This is a genomic window from Citrobacter sp. FP75, assembly GCF_018342065.1.
GTDB lineage: Bacteria > Pseudomonadota > Gammaproteobacteria > Enterobacterales > Enterobacteriaceae > Citrobacter.
Genome location: NZ_JAFDOE010000001.1, coordinates 308,135 through 326,748, shown reverse-complemented (window position 1 = coordinate 326,748; position 18,614 = coordinate 308,135). Strand labels below are relative to the sequence as shown.

The 18,614-nt window shown below is 50.9% G+C and carries 19 protein-coding genes; 11 read left to right on the top strand and 8 right to left on the bottom strand.

Annotation, left to right across the window (positions count from 1 at the left end):
- Positions 1 to 2 precede the first annotated feature (2 nt).
- The 6 genes from citX to uspG all read left to right on the top strand — a co-directional run bounded on the left by citX (position 3) and on the right by uspG (position 5,018).
- On the top strand, positions 3 to 554 hold the full coding sequence (gene citX, locus JQ822_RS01475) for a citrate lyase holo-[acyl-carrier protein] synthase (protein WP_213131989.1): 552 nt from the start codon (positions 3 to 5) through the stop codon (positions 552 to 554).
- Positions 526 to 1,431 (top strand): triphosphoribosyl-dephospho-CoA synthase CitG, encoded by a 906-nt coding sequence (gene citG, locus JQ822_RS01470; RefSeq protein WP_213131988.1) that lies wholly within the window; start codon positions 526 to 528, stop codon positions 1,429 to 1,431. The genes citX and citG overlap by 29 nt, the downstream gene beginning before the upstream one ends.
- Before the next feature lie 23 nt (positions 1,432 to 1,454).
- Positions 1,455 to 2,918 (top strand): citrate/succinate antiporter CitT, encoded by a 1,464-nt coding sequence (gene citT / locus JQ822_RS01465; RefSeq protein ID WP_135322710.1) that lies wholly within the window; start codon positions 1,455 to 1,457, stop codon positions 2,916 to 2,918.
- Positions 2,919 to 3,028: 110 nt separating this feature from the next.
- A complete protein-coding gene (gene rna / locus JQ822_RS01460; protein ID WP_213131987.1) occupies positions 3,029 to 3,835 on the top strand; it encodes a ribonuclease I in 807 nt (268 codons plus the stop codon).
- 146 nt (positions 3,836 to 3,981) lie between these two features.
- Positions 3,982 to 4,392 (top strand): nucleoside diphosphate kinase regulator, encoded by a 411-nt coding sequence (rnk, locus tag JQ822_RS01455; protein ID WP_135322712.1) that lies wholly within the window; start codon positions 3,982 to 3,984, stop codon positions 4,390 to 4,392.
- A 197-nt stretch (positions 4,393 to 4,589) separates the two neighbouring features.
- A complete protein-coding gene (gene uspG, locus JQ822_RS01450) occupies positions 4,590 to 5,018 on the top strand; it encodes a universal stress protein UspG (RefSeq protein WP_096757918.1) in 429 nt (142 codons plus the stop codon).
- Positions 5,019 to 5,087: 69 nt separating this feature from the next.
- On the opposite strand, the gene JQ822_RS01445 is transcribed toward uspG, so the two are convergent.
- The 6 genes from JQ822_RS01445 to ahpC all read right to left on the bottom strand — a co-directional run bounded on the left by JQ822_RS01445 (position 5,088) and on the right by ahpC (position 11,721).
- The gene (locus JQ822_RS01445; RefSeq protein WP_213131986.1) at positions 5,088 to 5,855 is read right to left on the bottom strand and encodes a dimethyl sulfoxide reductase anchor subunit family protein; all 768 of its coding nucleotides are present in this window, start codon (positions 5,853 to 5,855) and stop codon (positions 5,088 to 5,090) included.
- A complete protein-coding gene (locus JQ822_RS01440; protein ID WP_213131985.1) occupies positions 5,855 to 6,412 on the bottom strand; it encodes a 4Fe-4S dicluster domain-containing protein in 558 nt (185 codons plus the stop codon). The genes JQ822_RS01445 and JQ822_RS01440 overlap by 1 nt, the downstream gene beginning before the upstream one ends.
- A complete protein-coding gene (locus tag JQ822_RS01435; RefSeq protein WP_213131984.1) occupies positions 6,409 to 8,685 on the bottom strand; it encodes a molybdopterin-dependent oxidoreductase in 2,277 nt (758 codons plus the stop codon). The genes JQ822_RS01440 and JQ822_RS01435 overlap by 4 nt, the downstream gene beginning before the upstream one ends.
- On the bottom strand, positions 8,682 to 9,236 hold the full coding sequence (locus JQ822_RS01430) for a TorD/DmsD family molecular chaperone (protein WP_213131983.1): 555 nt from the start codon (positions 9,234 to 9,236) through the stop codon (positions 8,682 to 8,684). Before JQ822_RS01430 ends, JQ822_RS01435 begins: the two co-directional genes overlap by 4 nt.
- 226 nt (positions 9,237 to 9,462) lie before the next feature.
- A complete protein-coding gene (ahpF, locus tag JQ822_RS01425) occupies positions 9,463 to 11,028 on the bottom strand; it encodes an alkyl hydroperoxide reductase subunit F (RefSeq protein WP_213131982.1) in 1,566 nt (521 codons plus the stop codon).
- 129 nt (positions 11,029 to 11,157) lie between these two features.
- Positions 11,158 to 11,721: an alkyl hydroperoxide reductase subunit C gene (gene ahpC / locus JQ822_RS01420; protein ID WP_004859485.1), complete on the bottom strand. Its 564-nt coding sequence runs from the start codon at positions 11,719 to 11,721 to the stop codon at positions 11,158 to 11,160.
- Positions 11,722 to 12,094: 373 nt separating this feature from the next.
- Here ahpC and dsbG point away from each other — a divergent pair, with 373 nt between their 5' ends.
- The 4 genes from dsbG (at position 12,095) to JQ822_RS01400 (ending at position 15,940) form a co-directional block, all read left to right on the top strand.
- Positions 12,095 to 12,841 (top strand): thiol:disulfide interchange protein DsbG, encoded by a 747-nt coding sequence (gene dsbG, locus JQ822_RS01415; RefSeq protein WP_213131981.1) that lies wholly within the window; start codon positions 12,095 to 12,097, stop codon positions 12,839 to 12,841.
- Positions 12,842 to 13,045: 204 nt separating this feature from the next.
- On the top strand, positions 13,046 to 13,951 hold the full coding sequence (gene citR / locus JQ822_RS01410; RefSeq protein ID WP_213131980.1) for a DNA-binding transcriptional repressor CitR: 906 nt from the start codon (positions 13,046 to 13,048) through the stop codon (positions 13,949 to 13,951).
- A gap of 163 nt (positions 13,952 to 14,114) precedes the next feature.
- Complete coding sequence (locus JQ822_RS01405) at positions 14,115 to 15,338, top strand: phosphoadenosine phosphosulfate reductase (RefSeq protein ID WP_213131979.1); 1,224 nt, start codon at positions 14,115 to 14,117, stop codon at positions 15,336 to 15,338.
- Positions 15,323 to 15,940, top strand: a complete 618-nt coding sequence (locus tag JQ822_RS01400; RefSeq protein WP_213131978.1) for an IbrB-like domain-containing protein — start codon at positions 15,323 to 15,325, stop codon at positions 15,938 to 15,940. The genes JQ822_RS01405 and JQ822_RS01400 overlap by 16 nt, the downstream gene beginning before the upstream one ends.
- Here the strand turns inward: JQ822_RS01400 and JQ822_RS01395 are convergent, their stop codons facing one another.
- Entirely contained in the window at positions 15,941 to 17,101 is a 1,161-nt protein-coding gene (locus JQ822_RS01395; protein ID WP_213131977.1) for a pyridoxal phosphate-dependent aminotransferase, read from the bottom strand.
- A 132-nt stretch (positions 17,102 to 17,233) separates the two neighbouring features.
- Between JQ822_RS01395 and JQ822_RS01390 the strand changes: the two genes are divergently transcribed.
- Entirely contained in the window at positions 17,234 to 18,322 is a 1,089-nt protein-coding gene (locus JQ822_RS01390) for an oxidoreductase (protein WP_213131976.1), read from the top strand.
- 45 nt (positions 18,323 to 18,367) lie between these two features.
- Here JQ822_RS01390 and JQ822_RS01385 read toward each other — a convergent pair whose 3' ends face one another.
- Entirely contained in the window at positions 18,368 to 18,565 is a 198-nt protein-coding gene (locus JQ822_RS01385; RefSeq protein WP_213131975.1) for a YbdD/YjiX family protein, read from the bottom strand.
- Between the last annotated feature and the right edge of the window lie 49 nt (positions 18,566 to 18,614).

Sequence of the window (18,614 nt, the reverse complement as noted above, 5' to 3'; positions counted from 1 at the left end):
CCATGCACCTGCTCCCTGAACATGCCACCTGCCACGCGGTTTCTATTGTCGAGCTGCTCGCCAGCCGGGATGAGAGACAAGCGCGGCAGCATGCCTGGCTCACGCGCCACCACGCACCACTGGTCTCTTTTACCGTGGTAGCGCCGGGCCCGATTAAAGACAGCGAGCTCACTCGTCGTATTTTTAATCACGGCATGACTGCCCTGCTCGCGCTGGCGGAAAAATCTGGCTGGATTGTCAGGGAGCAAACTGCGCGGGTTTCTGCCAGCGGACCGGAAGGTCTGTTGTCTATTGAAGCCCCGGCACACGACCTCAAACTCGCCACCATCGGGCTTGAGCATTCACATCCGTTGGGACGGTTATGGGACCTCGATGTCCTGACCCCTGAAGGGGAGATCCTGTCCCGCCGTCATTTCGCGCTCCCTGCCCGCCGCTGCCTGCTGTGCGAGCAAAGCGCTGCCGACTGCGCGCGGGGTAAAACCCACGCGCTTTCCGACCTACTTATTCGCATGGAGGAACTGCTGCATGATGCCGATTCCCGCAACATCGACTGATTCCACCGTCCTTCCTCAGGATCTGCCTGAAGCCTACGCGACGCTCGCGTGGCGCGCCATGATGACGGAAGTCAACTTGTCGCCCAAACCCGGTCTGGTGGATCGCATTAATAACGGCGCGCACAAAGACATGGCGCTGGAAGATTTTCACCGCAGCGCAGAGGCCATCCAGGCCTGGTTGCCACGTTTCGTCGAATACGGAGCATTCAGCTCGCAACTCGCGCCTGAAGATGTGCTGAAAGGACTGCGTCCAGTGGGTATGGCCTGCGAGGCCGAGATGTTTCGCGCCACCGCCGGGGTGAACACCCATAAAGGCAGTATCTTTTCGCTGGGATTGCTGTGCGCCGCCATTGGCCGCCTGCACCAGCTCCGCCAAACCGTTACACCTGAAACCATTTGCTCTACGGCGGCAACCTTTTGCCGCGGCCTGACCGAGCGCGAACTGCGCCAGAACAATCAACAACTCACGGCTGGCCAGCGTCTGTATCAACAACTGGGGTTAACCGGCGCACGCGGTGAAGCAGAAGCGGGCTATCCATTAGTGATCAACCACGCTTTACCGCACTACCGCACGTTGCTGGCTCAGGGCCTCGATCCTGAACTGGCGTTGCTCGACACCTTACTGCTGCTCATGGCAATCAACGGCGATACCAACGTGGCTTCCCGCGGTGGCGCTGAGGGCTTGCGCTGGTTACAGCAGCAATCCGCCACATTATTGCAGCAAGGGGGAATTCGTACCCCCGCCGATCTCGATTACCTGCACCAGTTCGACCAACAGTGTATTGAACGCAATCTCAGTCCTGGAGGCTGCGCCGATCTGCTGATTGTCACCTGGTTCTTAGCTCAGATTTCACAAGTTCATCATTATCACAATTAAAGATCCTTTCCGGAGAATCATTCATGTCTTTATCAAAAGATAGTATATGGAAGTTACTGGCCCCGCTGGTTGTAATGGGCGTCATGTTTCTTATCCCCGTCCCTGATGGAATGCCCCCGCAGGCCTGGCACTACTTTGCCGTGTTTGTGGCTATGATCGTCGGTATGATCCTCGAGCCAATCCCGGCAACAGCGATCAGCTTTATTGCCGTGACTATTTGCGTTATCGGCAGTAACTACCTGCTGTTTGATGCCAAAGAACTGGCTGATCCAACCTTTCACGCCGGTAAACAGGCGCTGAAATGGGGTCTGGCGGGCTTCTCCAGCACCACCGTGTGGTTGGTGTTCGGTGCGTTTATTTTCGCACTGGGTTATGAAGTCACCGGTCTGGGTCGTCGTATCGCACTGTTCCTGGTGAAGTTCATGGGGAAACGTACCCTGACGCTGGGCTATGCGATTGTGATTATCGACATCCTGCTGGCGCCGTTTACACCATCTAACACCGCGCGTACCGGTGGTACCGTCTTCCCGGTTATCAAAAACCTGCCGCCGCTGTTTAAATCATTCCCTAACGATCCTTCAGCACGCCGTATCGGCGGTTATCTGATGTGGATGATGGTGATCAGTACCAGCCTGAGTTCCTCAATGTTCGTTACTGGCGCGGCACCAAACGTACTGGGTCTGGAATTCGTCAACAAAATTGCCGGCATCCAAATCAGCTGGCTGCAGTGGTTCCTCAGCTTCCTGCCGGTCGGTATTATTTTACTGATCGTTGCGCCGTGGCTGTCCTACGTTCTGTACAAACCGGAAGTCACTCACAGTGCAGAAGTTGCCGCATGGGCCGGTGACGAACTGAAAACCATGGGTAAACTGACCCGTAAAGAGCTGACACTGATCGGTCTGGTGCTGCTGAGCCTGGGTCTGTGGGTATTCGGTGGCAAGGTGATTGATGCCACCGCAGTAGGTCTGCTGGCGGTTTCTCTGATGCTGGCGCTGCACGTGGTACCGTGGAAAGACATTACCCGCTATAACAGCGCATGGAACACGCTGGTCAACCTCGCTACCCTGGTGGTGATGGCCAACGGCTTAACCCGTTCAGGTTTTATCGACTGGTTCGCCAACGCCATGAGCTCGCATCTGGAAGGCTTCTCGCCTAACGCGACCGTCATCGTGCTGGTACTGGTGTTCTATTTTGCTCACTACCTGTTTGCCAGCCTTTCTGCGCATACCGCGACCATGCTGCCGGTGATTCTGGCCGTTGGTAAAGGGATCCCGGGCGTACCAATGGAGCATCTGTGTATTCTGCTGGTACTGTCCATCGGTATCATGGGCTGTCTGACTCCGTATGCCACCGGTCCTGGCGTTATCATCTACGGCTGTGGTTATGTGAAGTCCAAAGACTACTGGCGTCTGGGTGCAATCTTCGGCGTTATCTACATCTCCATGCTTCTGCTGGTCGGCTGGCCGATTCTGGCGATGTGGAGCTAATCGTTCCTCCTGACGCGTAACGAAAATGATGCCAGTCGGCTAAACCTGACTGGCATTTTTTATGATTTAATAGATGACATTCAGAAATTATATAAGTATTCGAATTCATCATGATATCAACATGGCGTTATTGCTCTTTGCTGGCGGCACTTCTGCTGCCGGTCTCTGCGGCCCAGGCCGAACAACTTCAGGCAAAACAATACGGTGATTTTGACCGCTATGTGCTGGCGCTCTCCTGGCAAACCGGTTTTTGTCAGAGCCAACACGAGCGTAATCGCCAGGAACCCGACGAATGTCGCCTGCAAAAAGAAGCTGCAAATAAAACGGATTTCCTGACCGTCCACGGTCTGTGGCCGGGCCTGCCAAAATCAATCGCCGCCCGCGGCGTGGATAATCGTCGGTGGATGCGCTTTGGCTGCGCAACGCGCCCAATCCCAAATCTGCCGGAAGCCCGTGCCAGCCGTAAATGCGCTGCACCAGAAACGGGGCTGTCACTGGAGAGTGCGGCGAAACTGAGCGCCGTGATGCCCGGTGCTGGCGGAACATCCTGCCTCGAACGTTACGAATATGCCAAACACGGGGCCTGTTTTGGTTTCGACCCTGACGCGTACTTTGGCACCATGGTGCGAATGAGTAGCGAGATAAAAAATACCGAATTAGGCAAATTTATTGCCGACAATTACGGAAAAGCCATCAGCCGCAACGAATTTGACGCCGCAGTCGCGAAAAGCTGGGGTAAAGAGAGCGTGAAGGCGGTGAAATTAAGCTGCCATGGTAACCCGGCTTACCTGACGGAAATCCAGTTTACCCTGAAAGCGGACACCATTAATTCCCCGCTTTCAGCTGCGTCATTCCTGCCACAGGCGCATCCCGGCAACTGCGGTAAGCAGTTTATCCTCGATAAAGTCGGTTATTGATCGCCTGAATGTGAACTAAATCACTTCAAACCTGGGGTAAGTCTCAGTATCATCATAAAAGCTAAACCCTTGCCGCCTGACGGTGAGGGTTTTCTTTTGGGATTATTTACCTGCGCACTCGCAGTATCGACGACATGGAGTAATAAATGTCCAGACCAACTATCATCATTAACGACCTCGATGCTGAGCGCATTGACCGCCTGCTGGAACAACCTGCGTTTGCTGGTTTACCGATTGCTGACGCCTTAAACGCCGAACTGGATCGCGCTCAAATGTGTTCTCCGGAAACCATGCCGCACGATGTCGTCACCATGAACAGCCGCGTGAAATTCCGCAATCTGAGCGATGGTGAAGTCCGGGTGCGTACCCTGGTGTATCCGGCAAATATGACCGACAGCAGTACTCAGCTTTCAGTGATGGCCCCGGTTGGTGCAGCCCTGCTGGGCCTGCGCGTTGGCGACACGATCCACTGGGAACTGCCAGGCGGTATGTCAACTCATCTCGAAGTCATTGCACTTGAGTACCAGCCTGAAGCTGCAGGCGACTACCTGCGCTAACTCTGTCATATCAAAGCCACTCGCTTTATCTTACAGGGGATGCTTACGCATCCTCTTTCCGCTGAAATCTCAACCCTCATTTACATTGTCACCGCTTTCCCTCTCCTGCTCGCAAAACATAAATCTGTGTCGTGACTGACAGAATCATTTTTAATACTATGCTGTTATGTGTTCATGTAATGACAAGGAGAATGTTTATGTACAACACAATCATAATGCCTGTTGATGTATTCGAAATGGAACTGAGCGATAAGGCTGTTCGCCATGCAGAATTTCTGGCACAGGAAAACGGGATTATCCATCTCCTGCATGTGCTTCCTGGCTCCGCCAGCTTAAGCCTGCATCGTTTTGCTGCTGACGTTCGTCGTTTTGAGGAACATCTGCAGCACGAAGCGGAAACCCGTCTGCAAACGATGGTCGGTCACTTCAGTATTGACCCTTCGCGCATCAAACAGCACGTTCGCTTTGGTAGCGTGCGTGATGTAGTCAACGAGTTGGGCGAAGAGCTCAATGCGGATGTCGTGGTCATTGGGTCACGTAACCCGTCAATCAGCACTCATCTGCTCGGCTCTAACGCCTCCAGCGTTGTGCGTCACGCGACCCTGCCGGTGCTGGTTGTACGTTAACAGTAACTGATTTGCTATAGAAAACCCCTGCCAGGTGAAGCCCTGACAGGGGTTTTTATTTCATCACGATCAGTACAAGTGACCGATATTTACGATGGTGCTGACCGTATCGCCAAAGAACGTCAGACGGCTCAGAAATACGCCAACAAACAGCAGGATAAAGAGCACCTTAGCTCTACGCTCACCGTGACGGCTCAGCACGAAGGCCAGCGCCAGACACACCAGACTCGCCAGATAAAGCGGTGACGAAAGCCAGGCATGTGCCGTCATCTGCATAATGGTGCCACCGCTTAACCAGATAATCGGCGCGGCGATCAGCACTGCCAGGCAAACCACAATCCCCTGGCGTAATGCGCTAACCGCAGGTGCGAGATTAAGTAGCGGAATCGCCGCACAGCCCATGACCCATACCGTAGTAAAGAACAGCAGCATCGTCAGACCATTGGCGATAGCGACCATTGCCGGTGCGGCATAGGTCATGCCTTGTACCGCCACCAGCGCGATCCCGAGAAGAGATGCCAGAACGGCCGGAACTTTGTGCCCCTTCGCCAGGAACGCCACACCGACTGCCGCTCCGTACAAGGTTGCACCGAGAATTTCGCGGCTCAACCATGCATGCTGCAGGTTAATCAGGGCGTTGTAGGCGCGATCCGGGTGTGCGAGGTGTAACACCGCCGCCACGGACGCCGCCGCCAGGATCAGTCCGCTAACCAGCCAGTAAAGACGCTTGCTCTCCAGTTGCCCACGCAATGTGCGCAGCGTCAGAATGAGTGTCATCCCGACAGACATCTGGCTTAAAACCGTAAAAATCACCAGAGGAAGTTCATACTTTTCCATTACTTGTCCTCCGGCTGCTTCGGTTGGCGAGCTAGGATAAAACGCGTCCCAGGATTAAGCTGCGGCATGCGTGGGAACCCCGGCGGATACTGCACGGCATTGTTCGGGATGGGGTCAGCATCCAGATCAATAAGAGTAAGTGCACCTACCGGACAGGCGTTCACACACGCCGGGTTCATCCCGACATCAAGACGTTCGTAACACATACTGCATTTTTCCGCCTTTTTCGTCTCTTCATTGAAGCGCGGAGCACCGTAAGGGCAGTTGCGGATACAGTTTTTACATCCGATACAGCGTTCTGGGTTATGCACCACCACACCATCTTCGCGTTTGGTGTAGGCCTCTACCGGACAAGCCGCAAGGCAGGCCGGATTTTCGCAGTGGTTACAGGCCAGCGAGTAGAACGCCCGCTCCTCATGCGGATAAATTTCTTTATCCAGCGGGTAGACATAGCGCCAGTAGCGTTCAGGCTCCAGTTGGTTAAAGCTCTTACACGCCATCGCGCAGCCACGGCAGCCGATGCATTTATCGCTATTGACTAAAAACGCGCGTCTCATGCCGCAGCTCCTTCACTTCCCAACAGGGTAATATCTACAAATTGACTGTGAATGGCCGCGCCGGGTGCGCCGGTCGCCATTTTTCCCATATCGGCCGGCGTGTCCTTAACCACGTTTTGTACGTTGTAACTAAGCTTGTTGAACCAGGACTCATACATCACAAGGAAATCTTCCGGCACGTTGGTGGTGATTTTGGCGCGCAGTTCAACGTGGCCCGCCTCGTTGAAGACTTTGACGCGATCCCCTTCAGCAATCCCCTTTTTCTGCGCAGCAAACGGATGGATATACACAAACGGTTCCGGCCAGAAAACCTGCATCCAGTCCAGATTCACAAACTGCGAGTGCAGTCCGTACTGGAGATGAGGCGTAAACAAATGGAACGGTAGCGCGCCTTTGGCACCGGCCTTATATTCCGGCAAGGCAGTGTGACCATTTTCCGCACAGCGTTCTGATTTAAATTCGTACTTGCCTGATGGTGTTTTAAATTTGCGATCGTACCAGGCCGCTGTGCTGACCATTTTCGCTTTGCGCGGTCCTTCAAGCAGATCGTCCCAGCCCGCAATACCAAACTGTTTACCCATCGCCTCGTTGAACTCCTGATCCAACCAGCGTTTGGCATCAAACTCCTGCGGGAAGGTACACGAACCCGGCTCCAGTTTATTAATAGTTTTGGACAGCAACGCGGCGATTTCCGGGTCGCTTTTGCACTCATACAGCGGTTTAATGGCCGGTTCGTTGACCGACAACCAGTAGTGCCAATAAGACGAGGAGACATCCCACTGCTCAAACGTGGTGGTGACAGGCAAGACGATATCGGCGTGTTGCACGGTTTCATTGAAGAACTGATCGACACAAACCACCATCTCCAGTTTATCGAACGCTTTCACCATCTTGTTGCGGTCGAAATCCTGGGCAAACGGGTTTTTAGACGCGACCCACAGCATTCGTACTGGCGGTTCGCTGGCGTCGAGGATCCCCTGCGCCGTCTGGTTAATGTTCAGCGCGCGGTCGGAGTATTCGCTCTTTTCACCGCTATCGCTGACAAACTCACCCACTGGGCCACCCGCCCCCTTCATCCCGACAGAGCCCACCGGCGGTTTCTGCATCATGCCATGGTAGTTGTAGCCCCAGGTCTGCAAATGGCCGTAGCGAGCGCCACCGCCTTCAATGCCGATATTACCGGTCATCGCGACAAACGCGTCGATCGCACGGACGTTAGCGCCGCCGTTGACATGGCGCTGCATCCCGTAGCCAATCCACACCGTGGCAGGATTTACCGCGGTGAACTCTTCGGCCAATTCACGGATCACATCGGCTGGCAGGCCACAAATTTCAGACGCCCACTCGACGGTAACGTTATTGCGCAGGTAATCTTCAAATTCGGCATAGCCGTGGGAATAGTTGTTAACGAAATCCTGATCAACCAGACCTTTGTCCACCAGGTGACGCGCCATACCGAGCGCCAGCGCACCATCAGAACCCGGACGAACGCGCAGGTACAGATCGGCTTTGGCCGCCGTTTGCGTCAGCAGTGGGTCAATCACCACGACCTTCGCCCCTTTCTCGCGAGCCTGATAGATATACTTCATGGTGTGCATCGAGCACCATGCCGGATTTGCCCCCCAAATAATAATGTATTTGGCTTTAACAAAATCCTCCGGGTCGTTACACCACATATCACCCATGTCGTAGTTCTGCGCATCAATACCCGCAGGCCAGCATGGTGTACCGGCAAAACGCGTGGTGTAACCCAGAGAAGACATCATCCCCTCAACGGCGTATCCCATTACCCCAAGATTGCCTGAGTATTTTGACAGCGCCAGCCCCAACATTGAGCCGTCTTTCTTTTTGATTTCCAGCATTTTGCTGGCAATGCGCTGCATCGCCTCATCCCAGGAAACCCGACGCCATTTACCGCTGCCACGACCATCCTGAACCATCGGATACTTAATGCGATCGGGGCTGTATACCCGACGCGGATACGTCAGCCCTTTAACACAAGGCGTTCCGTGCGTGAAAGTCGACTCCGGCGCACCTTCCACAAAGGTGATAACGTCATCCTTCACCCAGGTTTTCATGCTACAGGTGTCATAGCAGTTACGCGGACAAGCATTGCGAAAAATTTTATAAGTCTTAGGGTTAAACGGAACCGGCGGCTGCGCATAAGCACAGCGGGATGACAACAACCCGCCCGGCAAAGCCGCTACCGTGCCCAGTACAACCAATCCCTTTAAAAAAGAACGTCTGTTCAGAAGTCCCGGATCATTGCTCATAGTGATACTCTCGTGTTTAATTCATCAAGCCAAAAAGACAATTTTTCCGCTACGCTTTTCAACGTGACGGTTTGTGCATTTATATTTATTTTTTCTATATACTCGGGCACCCAACTCGCTATATACTCTTTTGCATAGCGGTTTAATGCAACCTGATATTCAGACGATGCCCTGGCGTTAGCTGATAATAAAACCGTCAATTCCAATACATAAGAAATATGATCATCAGGTATATTATTTGCGTTATTTATGGATAGACCTATATTCGCCATAAACTCCCGAATGTTCAGGGCTGATTTACCCATCACAAGGGCATCTTCTTCGAGATAAACCGACGCGAACGGCGCGGCCTTTAACGTCTGCGGCCCGACAAATAGCGCATTGAAGTCGTACTCCGCTTCCAGCCACTCCTGCTCTGTTAGCGTTGAGGCATTTTTATTCAGGGCTGAATAAGCCTCTTTCAGCGTGTTACTATCGTAAGAGATAAAAAAGTCACGCAACAATAACCCTGTCGATTCAAAGCTCGTCAGGGTTTCATAAATTTCACCCATGAATTAACCAACCATTTATTCATACAACAAATGAAAACATAATGCAGGTTAATATAATAACGAAAACGCTAACTCTTTCTTTGACCAAAGAAATGATCAGGCTAACTAAAATAATGATTTTTGCAGTTTATTGTTTCAAGAATTGACAATCTGCGAGGAACGGAAATAAAAAAACCGCCAGCAGATAACTGGCGGTTTGAGTATTGCAGGTGAGTCTTACTTCTTTTTATGCTGTAGTCGTGCGGATCAGATAATCAAAGGAACTCAACGACGCTTTTGCGCCTTCGCCAGTGGCAATGATGATCTGCTTGTACGGTACGGTGGTGCAGTCGCCCGCCGCAAATACGCCCTTCACACTGGTTTCGCACCGGGTATCGATGATGATTTCGCCCATGCGGTTACGCTCAACGGCACCTTCCAGCCAGTTGGTATTCGGCAGCAGGCCAATCTGCACAAAAATACCCGCCAGTTCCACATTGTGGACGTCACCACTGACACGGTCACGGTACTCCAGACCGGTGACTTTGCTGCCGTCGCCTTTCACTTCGGTGGTTTGGGCATTCAGAATGATGTCGACGTTTTTCAGGCTGCGCAGTTTATTTTGCAGAACCTGGTCAGCCTTCATTTCCGGGGCAAACTCCAGTAGCGTTACATGCTCAACAATACCAGCCAGATCGATAGCCGCTTCAACACCCGAGTTACCGCCACCAATCACCGCAACACGCTTGCCTTTGAACAGCGGACCGTCACAGTGCGGGCAATAGGTTACGCCTTTAGTACGGTACTGATCCTCGCCCGGAACATTCATGTTGCGCCATTTTGCACCGGTGGCAATAATAATGCTGCGTGCTTTTAGCACCGCGCCGGATGCGGTTTCAATCTGATGTAACCCCCCTTCCTGCGCCGCCGGAATCAGTTTGCTGGCGCTCTGGCTATCAATCACATCAACGTCATAATCATCAACGTGCGCTTTCAGCGCGCCGGCCAGTTTCTGACCTTCGGTTTTCGGTACCGAAATATAGTTTTCGATATCAACGGTATCAAGAACCTGACCGCCAAAGCGTTCGCCCATCAGGCCGGTACGAATACCTTTACGTGCGGAATATACCGCCGCTGCCGCCCCTGCCGGGCCGGATCCGACAATCAATACATCGTAGGCATCACGCTTATTCAGTTCTTCCGCCGCACGCTTCTCAGCACCGGTATCCACTTTGGCGACGATTTCTGTCAGCGTCATACGCCCCTGGCCAAATTCTTGGCCGTTCATAAAGACGGCCGGAACGCCCATCACGTTGCGATCGGTAATCTCATTCTGGAAGGTGCCACCGTCAATCGCCGTGTGCTTGATTCGCGGATTCAGTACGGACATCAGGTTCAGCGCCTGGACAACATCCGGACAATTGTGGCAGGACAACGAATAATAGGTTTCAAACTCAAAATCGCCGTCAAGGGCGCTAATCTGCTCCAGCAGAGACTGCGCCTCTTTTGACGGATGGCCGCCGGTCCACAGTAACGCCAGTACCAGTGAAGTAAATTCATGACCCAGCGGAGAACCGGCAAAACGTGGTCCCTGGTGAGAGCCTGGGTTAGTAATCAGGAATGATGGCTTACGTACTGCCAGGGTGTTGTTTTCTTTAAAGGTGACTTTTTCTGACAGTTCAGCAATTTCAGTCAGCAGTTCCTTGATTTCTGCCGATTTAGCGCTGTCATCCAGCGTGGCTATCAGCTCAACAGGTTTGGTCAGTTTCTCAAGGTAAGCCCTGAGCTGGGTTTTCATATTTGTGTCGAGCATTGTTCTTCCCTCTCTGAAAACATCATCATGCAAGCCGACTTTATGGGACTGCATTAATGCAACTTGCGTCATGGTGCTGGAATAAAACGGGCGCTACGCACCCGTTTGAGGATAAATTCGCAGCGAATTTTAGATTTTACCGACCAGATCCAGGGATGGAGCCAGCGTGGCTTCACCTTCTTTCCATTTCGCCGGGCACACTTCGCCTGGGTGGGAAGCGACATACTGCGCGGCTTTGATTTTACGCAGCAGGTCGGAAGCATCACGGCCGATACCTTCAGCGGTAACTTCGATTGCCTGGATGATACCCTGCGGGTCAACAACGAAGGTTGCACGGTCTGCCAGACCTTCATCTTCACGCATGTTGTCGAAGTTACGGGTCAGGGCGCCAGTCGGGTCGCCGATCATCGCGTATTTGATTTTCGCGATGGTGTCAGAGCTGCTGTGCCATGCTTTGTGGGTGAAGTGGGTGTCGGTAGACACGGAATACACATCTACGCCCAGTTTCTGCAGTTCTTCGTAATGATCTGCAACGTCACCCAGTTCGGTCGGGCATACGAAAGTAAAGTCAGCCGGGTAGAAGAAGAAGACGCTCCAGCGACCTTCGGTATCTTTCTCGGTTACTTCGATGAACTCACCGTTTTTGAACGCCTGGTTTTTGAAAGGTTTAATTTTGGTATTAATCAAAGACATCTGTACTTCCTCCGTGTTTTCGTTGAGAGATAAGTTAACGAAAATCTCTTCGCAGGGCTAATGCGTTTCCTTTATCAAATCAATAAGCGATAACTAACAACCCACTCAAACACATGTTGTGAACCTAAAGATAAAAGTAAAAAAGGCCCCCTTTGCAGGGAGCCTCATTACCCGAGCTACCCGCAGGTAACGTCAGTGCCAGCAGGGCTGGCTATGTGTTGCGCTCTACATTACCTTAACAAAGGCCGTAACAGCGATTGGGATTACATCACCCAACTCAAGAAAGGGCAATCGGCAGACCGTCTTTCTTACCTATGGTTGTGATAGGTTTTGCAATTTGGTCCCTTTCCTTCTGATTTTATGAGGAAAATCAATGTTAAAGCGTACATTACTGTTAGCCCTGTTACCTGTGGCCGTGCACGCCGAAGAACTGCCAGCTCCCGTTAAAGCGATTGAGAAACAGGGCATTACTATCCTGAAACCCTTCGACGCGCCGGGAGGATTGAAAGGTTATCTGGGAAAATACCAGGACATGGGGGTCACAATCTATGTTACGCCTGACGGTAAACATGCCATCTCGGGCTACATGTATAACGAAAAAGGCGAAAACCTCAGCAATGCGCTAATCGAAAAAGAGATCTATGCCCCTGCCGGACGAGAGATGTGGCAGCGCATGGAAAAAGCATCGTGGATTCTGGACGGGAAAAAAGAGGCTCCGGTCATCGTCTACGTGTTTGCCGATCCCTTCTGTCCCTATTGCAAACAGTTCTGGCAACAGGCGCGTCCGTGGGTCGACGCCGGTAAAGTTCAGCTACGTACGCTACTGGTTGGCGTAATCAAACCAGAAAGCCCGGCAACGGCCGCAGCAATTATGGCCACCAAAGATCCCGCTAAAACCTGGCATGACTATGAGGCCTCCGGCGGTAAATTAACGCTGAAGATGCCTGCGATGCCCCTTACAGAACAACTTAAGCTATTGAATATAAATCAAAAATTAATGGATGATTTAGGTGCTAACGTCACACCGGCAATCTATTACATGAGCAAGGACAATACATTGCAGCAGGAAGTAGGATTACCCGATAAGGATAAATTAAATATCATTATGGGAAATAAATAAAGGTAACAAAATGAGTGATTGTTATCGTTCTCATTTCAATCACTCATTTAAATTAACTTTCTTGCTTAAAATTACGCAATCTGTGCTATTTTAGCTAAAGTTAATTATTCATTAAGCACATAAACATAAATCTCAAGAATAATTAGCATTTAAAATATTCCATAATTGAATTTTTCAATACATTACCATCACAGGAAGGTATGCATGGCTAACCTCTATGATCTCAAAAAGTTCGATCTCAATCTACTGGTTATTTTTGAATGTATTTATCAACATTTAAGCATCAGTAAAGCGGCGGAAACATTGTATATTACGCCCTCTGCTGTCAGTCAGTCATTGCAGAGACTACGTACACAGTTTAATGACCCGCTGTTTATTCGTTCAGGTAAAGGAATCACTCCAACGACGACCGGAATTAACCTGCATCAACATCTTGAGAAAAATCTCAACAGTCTGGAACAGACTATAAATATAATGCACAGTTCCAACCTGAAGAAAAAGTTTGTTATTTATGGCCCTCAACTTGTCACTGACGCTAACATAAAGGAATTAATTCATTTTATCAGAGATGATACGCATATCGAAATTGAACATCACGATATATTAATATCTGCCGAAAATGCTGAAGATTTGCTGGCTTATAGAAAAGCAGATTTGGTTATCACTACCGTTCCACTTAGCAATCGTTCTATTGTTTGCACCCCATTCAGAGTCCTTGAAACCGTATTAATTCGTAGTGAAAATCATCCCAGATTAGATGAATCAAGCACTTTCGAACAAATCATGAAAGAACAGTTTACGTTATTTTCATCTGAAGATCAAGGCGTTAAAGATTTCAGGCAACAGACAAATGCTTTTCTAACCAATCGAGACATTGGTTTTCGTAGTGATTCGCTAATATCGATTGCCAACGTTATCTCAAATACTGATATCATTGGTCTGGTACCAAAGAAAATTTATGAACAATATTCTTCCACCTTCAAATTAAAGGAAATAAATATTGATGTCACTCCGCCCAAAATGAATCTTTTTTTAATGTACAATCGAGCGTCGCTCAACAACGCCGGATTCGTTGAGTTCATTAAAAAAATAGAGAATACAAACAACTAAGTGGGTTATGCCGATGCCGTCTTCATTCATTTGCTTTTTATATAAATCAATACAGTTAAAGATGTTTCATGAATGTATTTAATTGTTGCACCTAACGCAAATTAGCATATCTTATTGTCAGCATTTGTTATGGATTTAATAATAATTCTGATTTGGATTTGATATGTCTGTTTATAAAATCCCGTTGAATCAAAATGTTCTGGAAGCCGCTCTGGAACGCATCACCTGGACGCTAGAAGCCCTGCCGCACGTATGTCTTTCTTTATCCGGGGGGAAAGACTCAGGACTGATGTTGCATCTGACAGCCACGCTTGCACGCCAGATGCATAAAAAAATAAACGTCTTGTTTATCGACTGGGAAGCGCAATTTTCCTGTACCATCGACTATGTCGAGGCACTACGCAAGCATTATGCCGATGTGATTGACCAGTTTTATTGGGTGGCATTGCCACTGACAACGCAAAATTCACTCTCACAATTTCAACCTGAATGGCAGTGCTGGGAACCGAACACACAATGGGTTCGCCAACCTCCCGCTGACGCTATTACCGATCCCACGTTCTTCTCGTTCTACCAACCCGGCATGACCTTCGAACAATTTGTTCGCGAGTTCGCTGATTGGTTCTCAGCAAAACGCCCTGCCGCCATGATGGTGGGGATCCGCGCCGACGAGTCATATAACCGCTTTGTTGCCATTGCCAATTCGCAAAAGCAGCGTTTTGCCGATGATAAACCCTGGACTACCAGCGCCCCCGGCGGACATACCTGGTATATTTACCCAATTTATGACTGGAAAACCGCCGACATCTGGACATGGTTTGCGAAGACTAAAATGCCGTGTAATCCCTTATACAACCTGATGTATCAGGCCGGTGTTCCAACGCGCTACATGCGTATTTGTGAGCCCTTTGGCCCGGAACAGCGTCAGGGATTATGGCTATATCACGTCATTGAACCCGAGCGCTGGGCAGCCATGTGCGCCCGCGTCAGCGGTGTTAAAAGTGGCGGTATTTATGCCGGTCATGACAACCATTTTTACGGTCACCGGAAAATACTTAAACCAGAACATTTAAGCTGGCAGGAATATGCCATGCTGCTATTGAACAGCATGCCGGAGACTACCGCAGAGCATTATCGCAATAAAATCGCCGTTTATTTGCAGTGGTATAAGAAAAAGGGCATGGACAATATTCCACAAACGCAAGAAAGCGATATTGGCTCGAAGGATATCCCGTCGTGGCGGCGCATATGTAAAGTCCTGCTGAATAATGATTACTGGTGTCGGGCACTTTCATTCAGCCCAACAAAACCCAAAAACTACCAACGCTATAACGAACGTATGAAAACCAAACGCCAGGAATGGGGGATCTTATGCAACACAAACTAACTCAGGAACTCACCGGTTTTCTTTCTGGCCTGTCAGAAGAAGAGCGAATTGAAGCCATTAACCAATTCAGAATGGCAATTCACAGCGTCAGCCCATTTCGCGAAGAGCCTGTCGATTGCGTATTATGGGTCAAACATGAGCATATCTCGCCCAATGATTACAACCCAAACAACGTTGCACCGCCGGAGAAAAAGCTGCTGCTGAAGTCCATCGAAGCCGACGGATTCACTCAACCTATTGTTGTAGTCCAGTCAACGGCGGAAGACTATGAAATCGTCGATGGCTTCCACCGTCATGAGTTAGGTAAAAGCAAGTCGTTGCTGAAATCACGCCTGAAAGGCTATCTGCCCGTCACCTGTTTACAGCGCGAACGCCATGAACGCATGGCGGCGACAATTCGCCATAACCGCGCCCGTGGCCGTCATCAAATCCATGCCATGTCGGAAATCGTCCGAGAATTATCACAATTAGGCTGGAGTGAAGAGAAGATCAGTAAAGAGTTAGGTATGGATGACGACGAAGTGCTGCGCCTTAAACAAATTAACGGTCTGCAAGAATTGTTCGCCGACCGTCGATTTTCTAAAGCCTGGACCGTGAAGTAATTACAGCGAAACCAGACGTTCTGCCGCCGCCAATAGCGTCGATTCTTGCTTAGCAAAACACAGACGAATCAGTTTATGTGGGAAAGGATCGGCGCAAAAAACAGACAGCGGGATCGCCGCAACGCCAACCTTTTTGGTCAGCCACTGACAAAATGCCACATCGTCGAGATCGGATACGGCACTGTAATCAATCAGCAGAAAATACGTTCCTTCACAGGGTAAAATTTCCAGTCGACTGTCACGCAGCGCGTTCACCAGCACGTCACGCTTTTTCTGATAAAACGCGGGCAGGTCGCGATAATGACTCGGGTCTGCGCGCAGCATATCCGCCAGCGCCAGCTGTGCCGGCGTATTGACCGAGAAAGTCAAATACTGATGCACTTTGCGTAACTCTGCGCTGATGTTTTTGGGCGCAACGCAGTACCCCACCTTCCAGCCGGTCATATGGTAGGTTTTACCAAACGATGAAACCGCCACCGCACGCTCCCGCAGTTGCGGATGAGCCAGCACGCTGGCATGTCCGTGTGCGGCAAAGCAGATATGTTCATAAACCTCATCGCTAACGACAAAAATCTCTCGTGTTTTAATGGCCTGCCACAGCGCGTCAAAGTCCGCTTTCTGCCAGACAGTAGCGGAGGGATTATGTGGCGTATTGAGGATCACCAGCCGGGTACGATCGCTCAACAACGCGGTAAATTCCTGCCAGTCCACACGAAAAGATGGCGGCTGCAGCGCAATGCGTTTCACTATCCCACCGGATAGCGCCACCGCTGGCGCATAGCTGTCGTAGCTCGGGTCAAAACATATCACCTCATCGCCAGGACGCACTAAGGCCGTAATAGCCGCATACAGCGCCTCTGTCGCTCCCGCCGTCACCGTAACGTCACTATCAGCGTCGGGTTTGTAGCCGTATAACTCGACGGTTTTGTCGGCGATGGCCTCGCGCAGCGACTGCACCCCCGTCATTGGCGCATATTGGTTCGCCCCTTGCGCCACATGATACGCCAGACGCTCTTGCAGATAGTGCGGACCGTCAAAATCAGGAAACCCTTGCGACAGGTTAATAGCCTGATGTTCCTGTGCCAGGGCGCTCATTTGCGAGAATATGGTGGTGCCTAAATTGGGGAGTTTGCTTTGCACAATCAGCGAGTTATTACTCATTATTGTTATCCCGGCGTGTGATGTTGTGGTTGAAGCCACTATAACACGATGCTAGTATTTGGCAATCAAGACGTTCAGACGTCTATATAAAAATAACCTGCGTGGACAGGACAGCCAAAAGGACAACACAACATGAGTAATACCGAGATTCGCGTCGTCGCCGGCCCGGCCAACTATTTTTCCCACACCGGTAGCCTGTCCAGACTGCATGATTTTTTTACCACCGACCAACTGTCACGCGCCGTCTGGGTGTATGGCGAACGCGCCATCGCGGCAGCTCGTCCTTATCTGCCTGAGGCGTTTACTCTTACCGGGGCAGCGCACCTGCTGTTTACCGGTCATTGCAGTGAAACGGACGTTAGCCAACTGACAAAAGATGCCGGAGATAACCGCAGCATGGTGATTGGCGTGGGCGGCGGCGCACTGCTCGACACCGCCAAAGCGTTGGCCCGTCGTCTCGGTTTACCTTTCGTGGCGATCCCGACTATTGCCGCCACCTGCGCGGCCTGGACGCCGCTTTCCGTGTGGTACAACGATGCCGGCCAGGCGCTGCACTTCGACATTTTCGATGATGCTAACTTTCTGGTGCTGGTAGAGCCACAGATAATACTCAATGCACCGGAGGAGTATTTACTGGCAGGGATCGGCGACACGCTGGCGAAATGGTATGAAGCCGTGGTGCTAGCGCCACAACCCGAAACATTGCCGCTGACCGTGCGCCTGGGGATCAACGGCGCACTGGCGATCCGCGACGTTCTACTGGAAAGCAGCGAGCAGGCGCTGGCCGATAAAAAACAGGGGAAACTCACTCAGGCTTTTTGCGATGTGGTCGATGCCATTATTGCCGGAGGCGGTATGGTCGGTGGTCTGGGCGAACGCTACACCCGGGTAGCGGCGGCGCATTCAGTGCATAACGGCTTAACCGTCCTTGCGCAGACCGAGAAGTTTTTACACGGCACCAAAGTGGCCTACGGCATCCTGGTGCAAAGCGCACTGTTGGGACAAGATGATGTGCTGGCGCAGTTGATCGCCGCCTATGAGCGCTTTAACTTGCCTACTCGACTGGCCCAACTGGAAGTGGACATCAATAACCGCACTGAGATCGATAAGGTCATTGCACACACCCTGCGTCCGGTGGAATCCATTCACGCGTTACCAATAACGTTAACACCGGAAATCCTGCGCACAGCATTCGAAAAGGTAGAATCGTTTACAGCTTAATCGTGAAATATTCCGAATACTCAAAAGAATTCGAGTTGCAGTGCATTAGCAGCACTTCGCGCCGCCTTTACCTCCGTAGCGCGCATCCTGGCGCTCACGGAAGAATTCTTCGTAAGTCATCGGCGCCTGATCCGGATGCGTGACGCGCATATGCTCAACATAGTTTTCATAATCCGGCACGCCAATCATCAAGCGGGCGGTTTGGCCTAAATATTTCCCGGCTTTGGCGAGTGTTTCAAACATAGTCATTCCCTGTCATACAAATGCCCTCCCCGCTGCGGAGAGGGCTTGT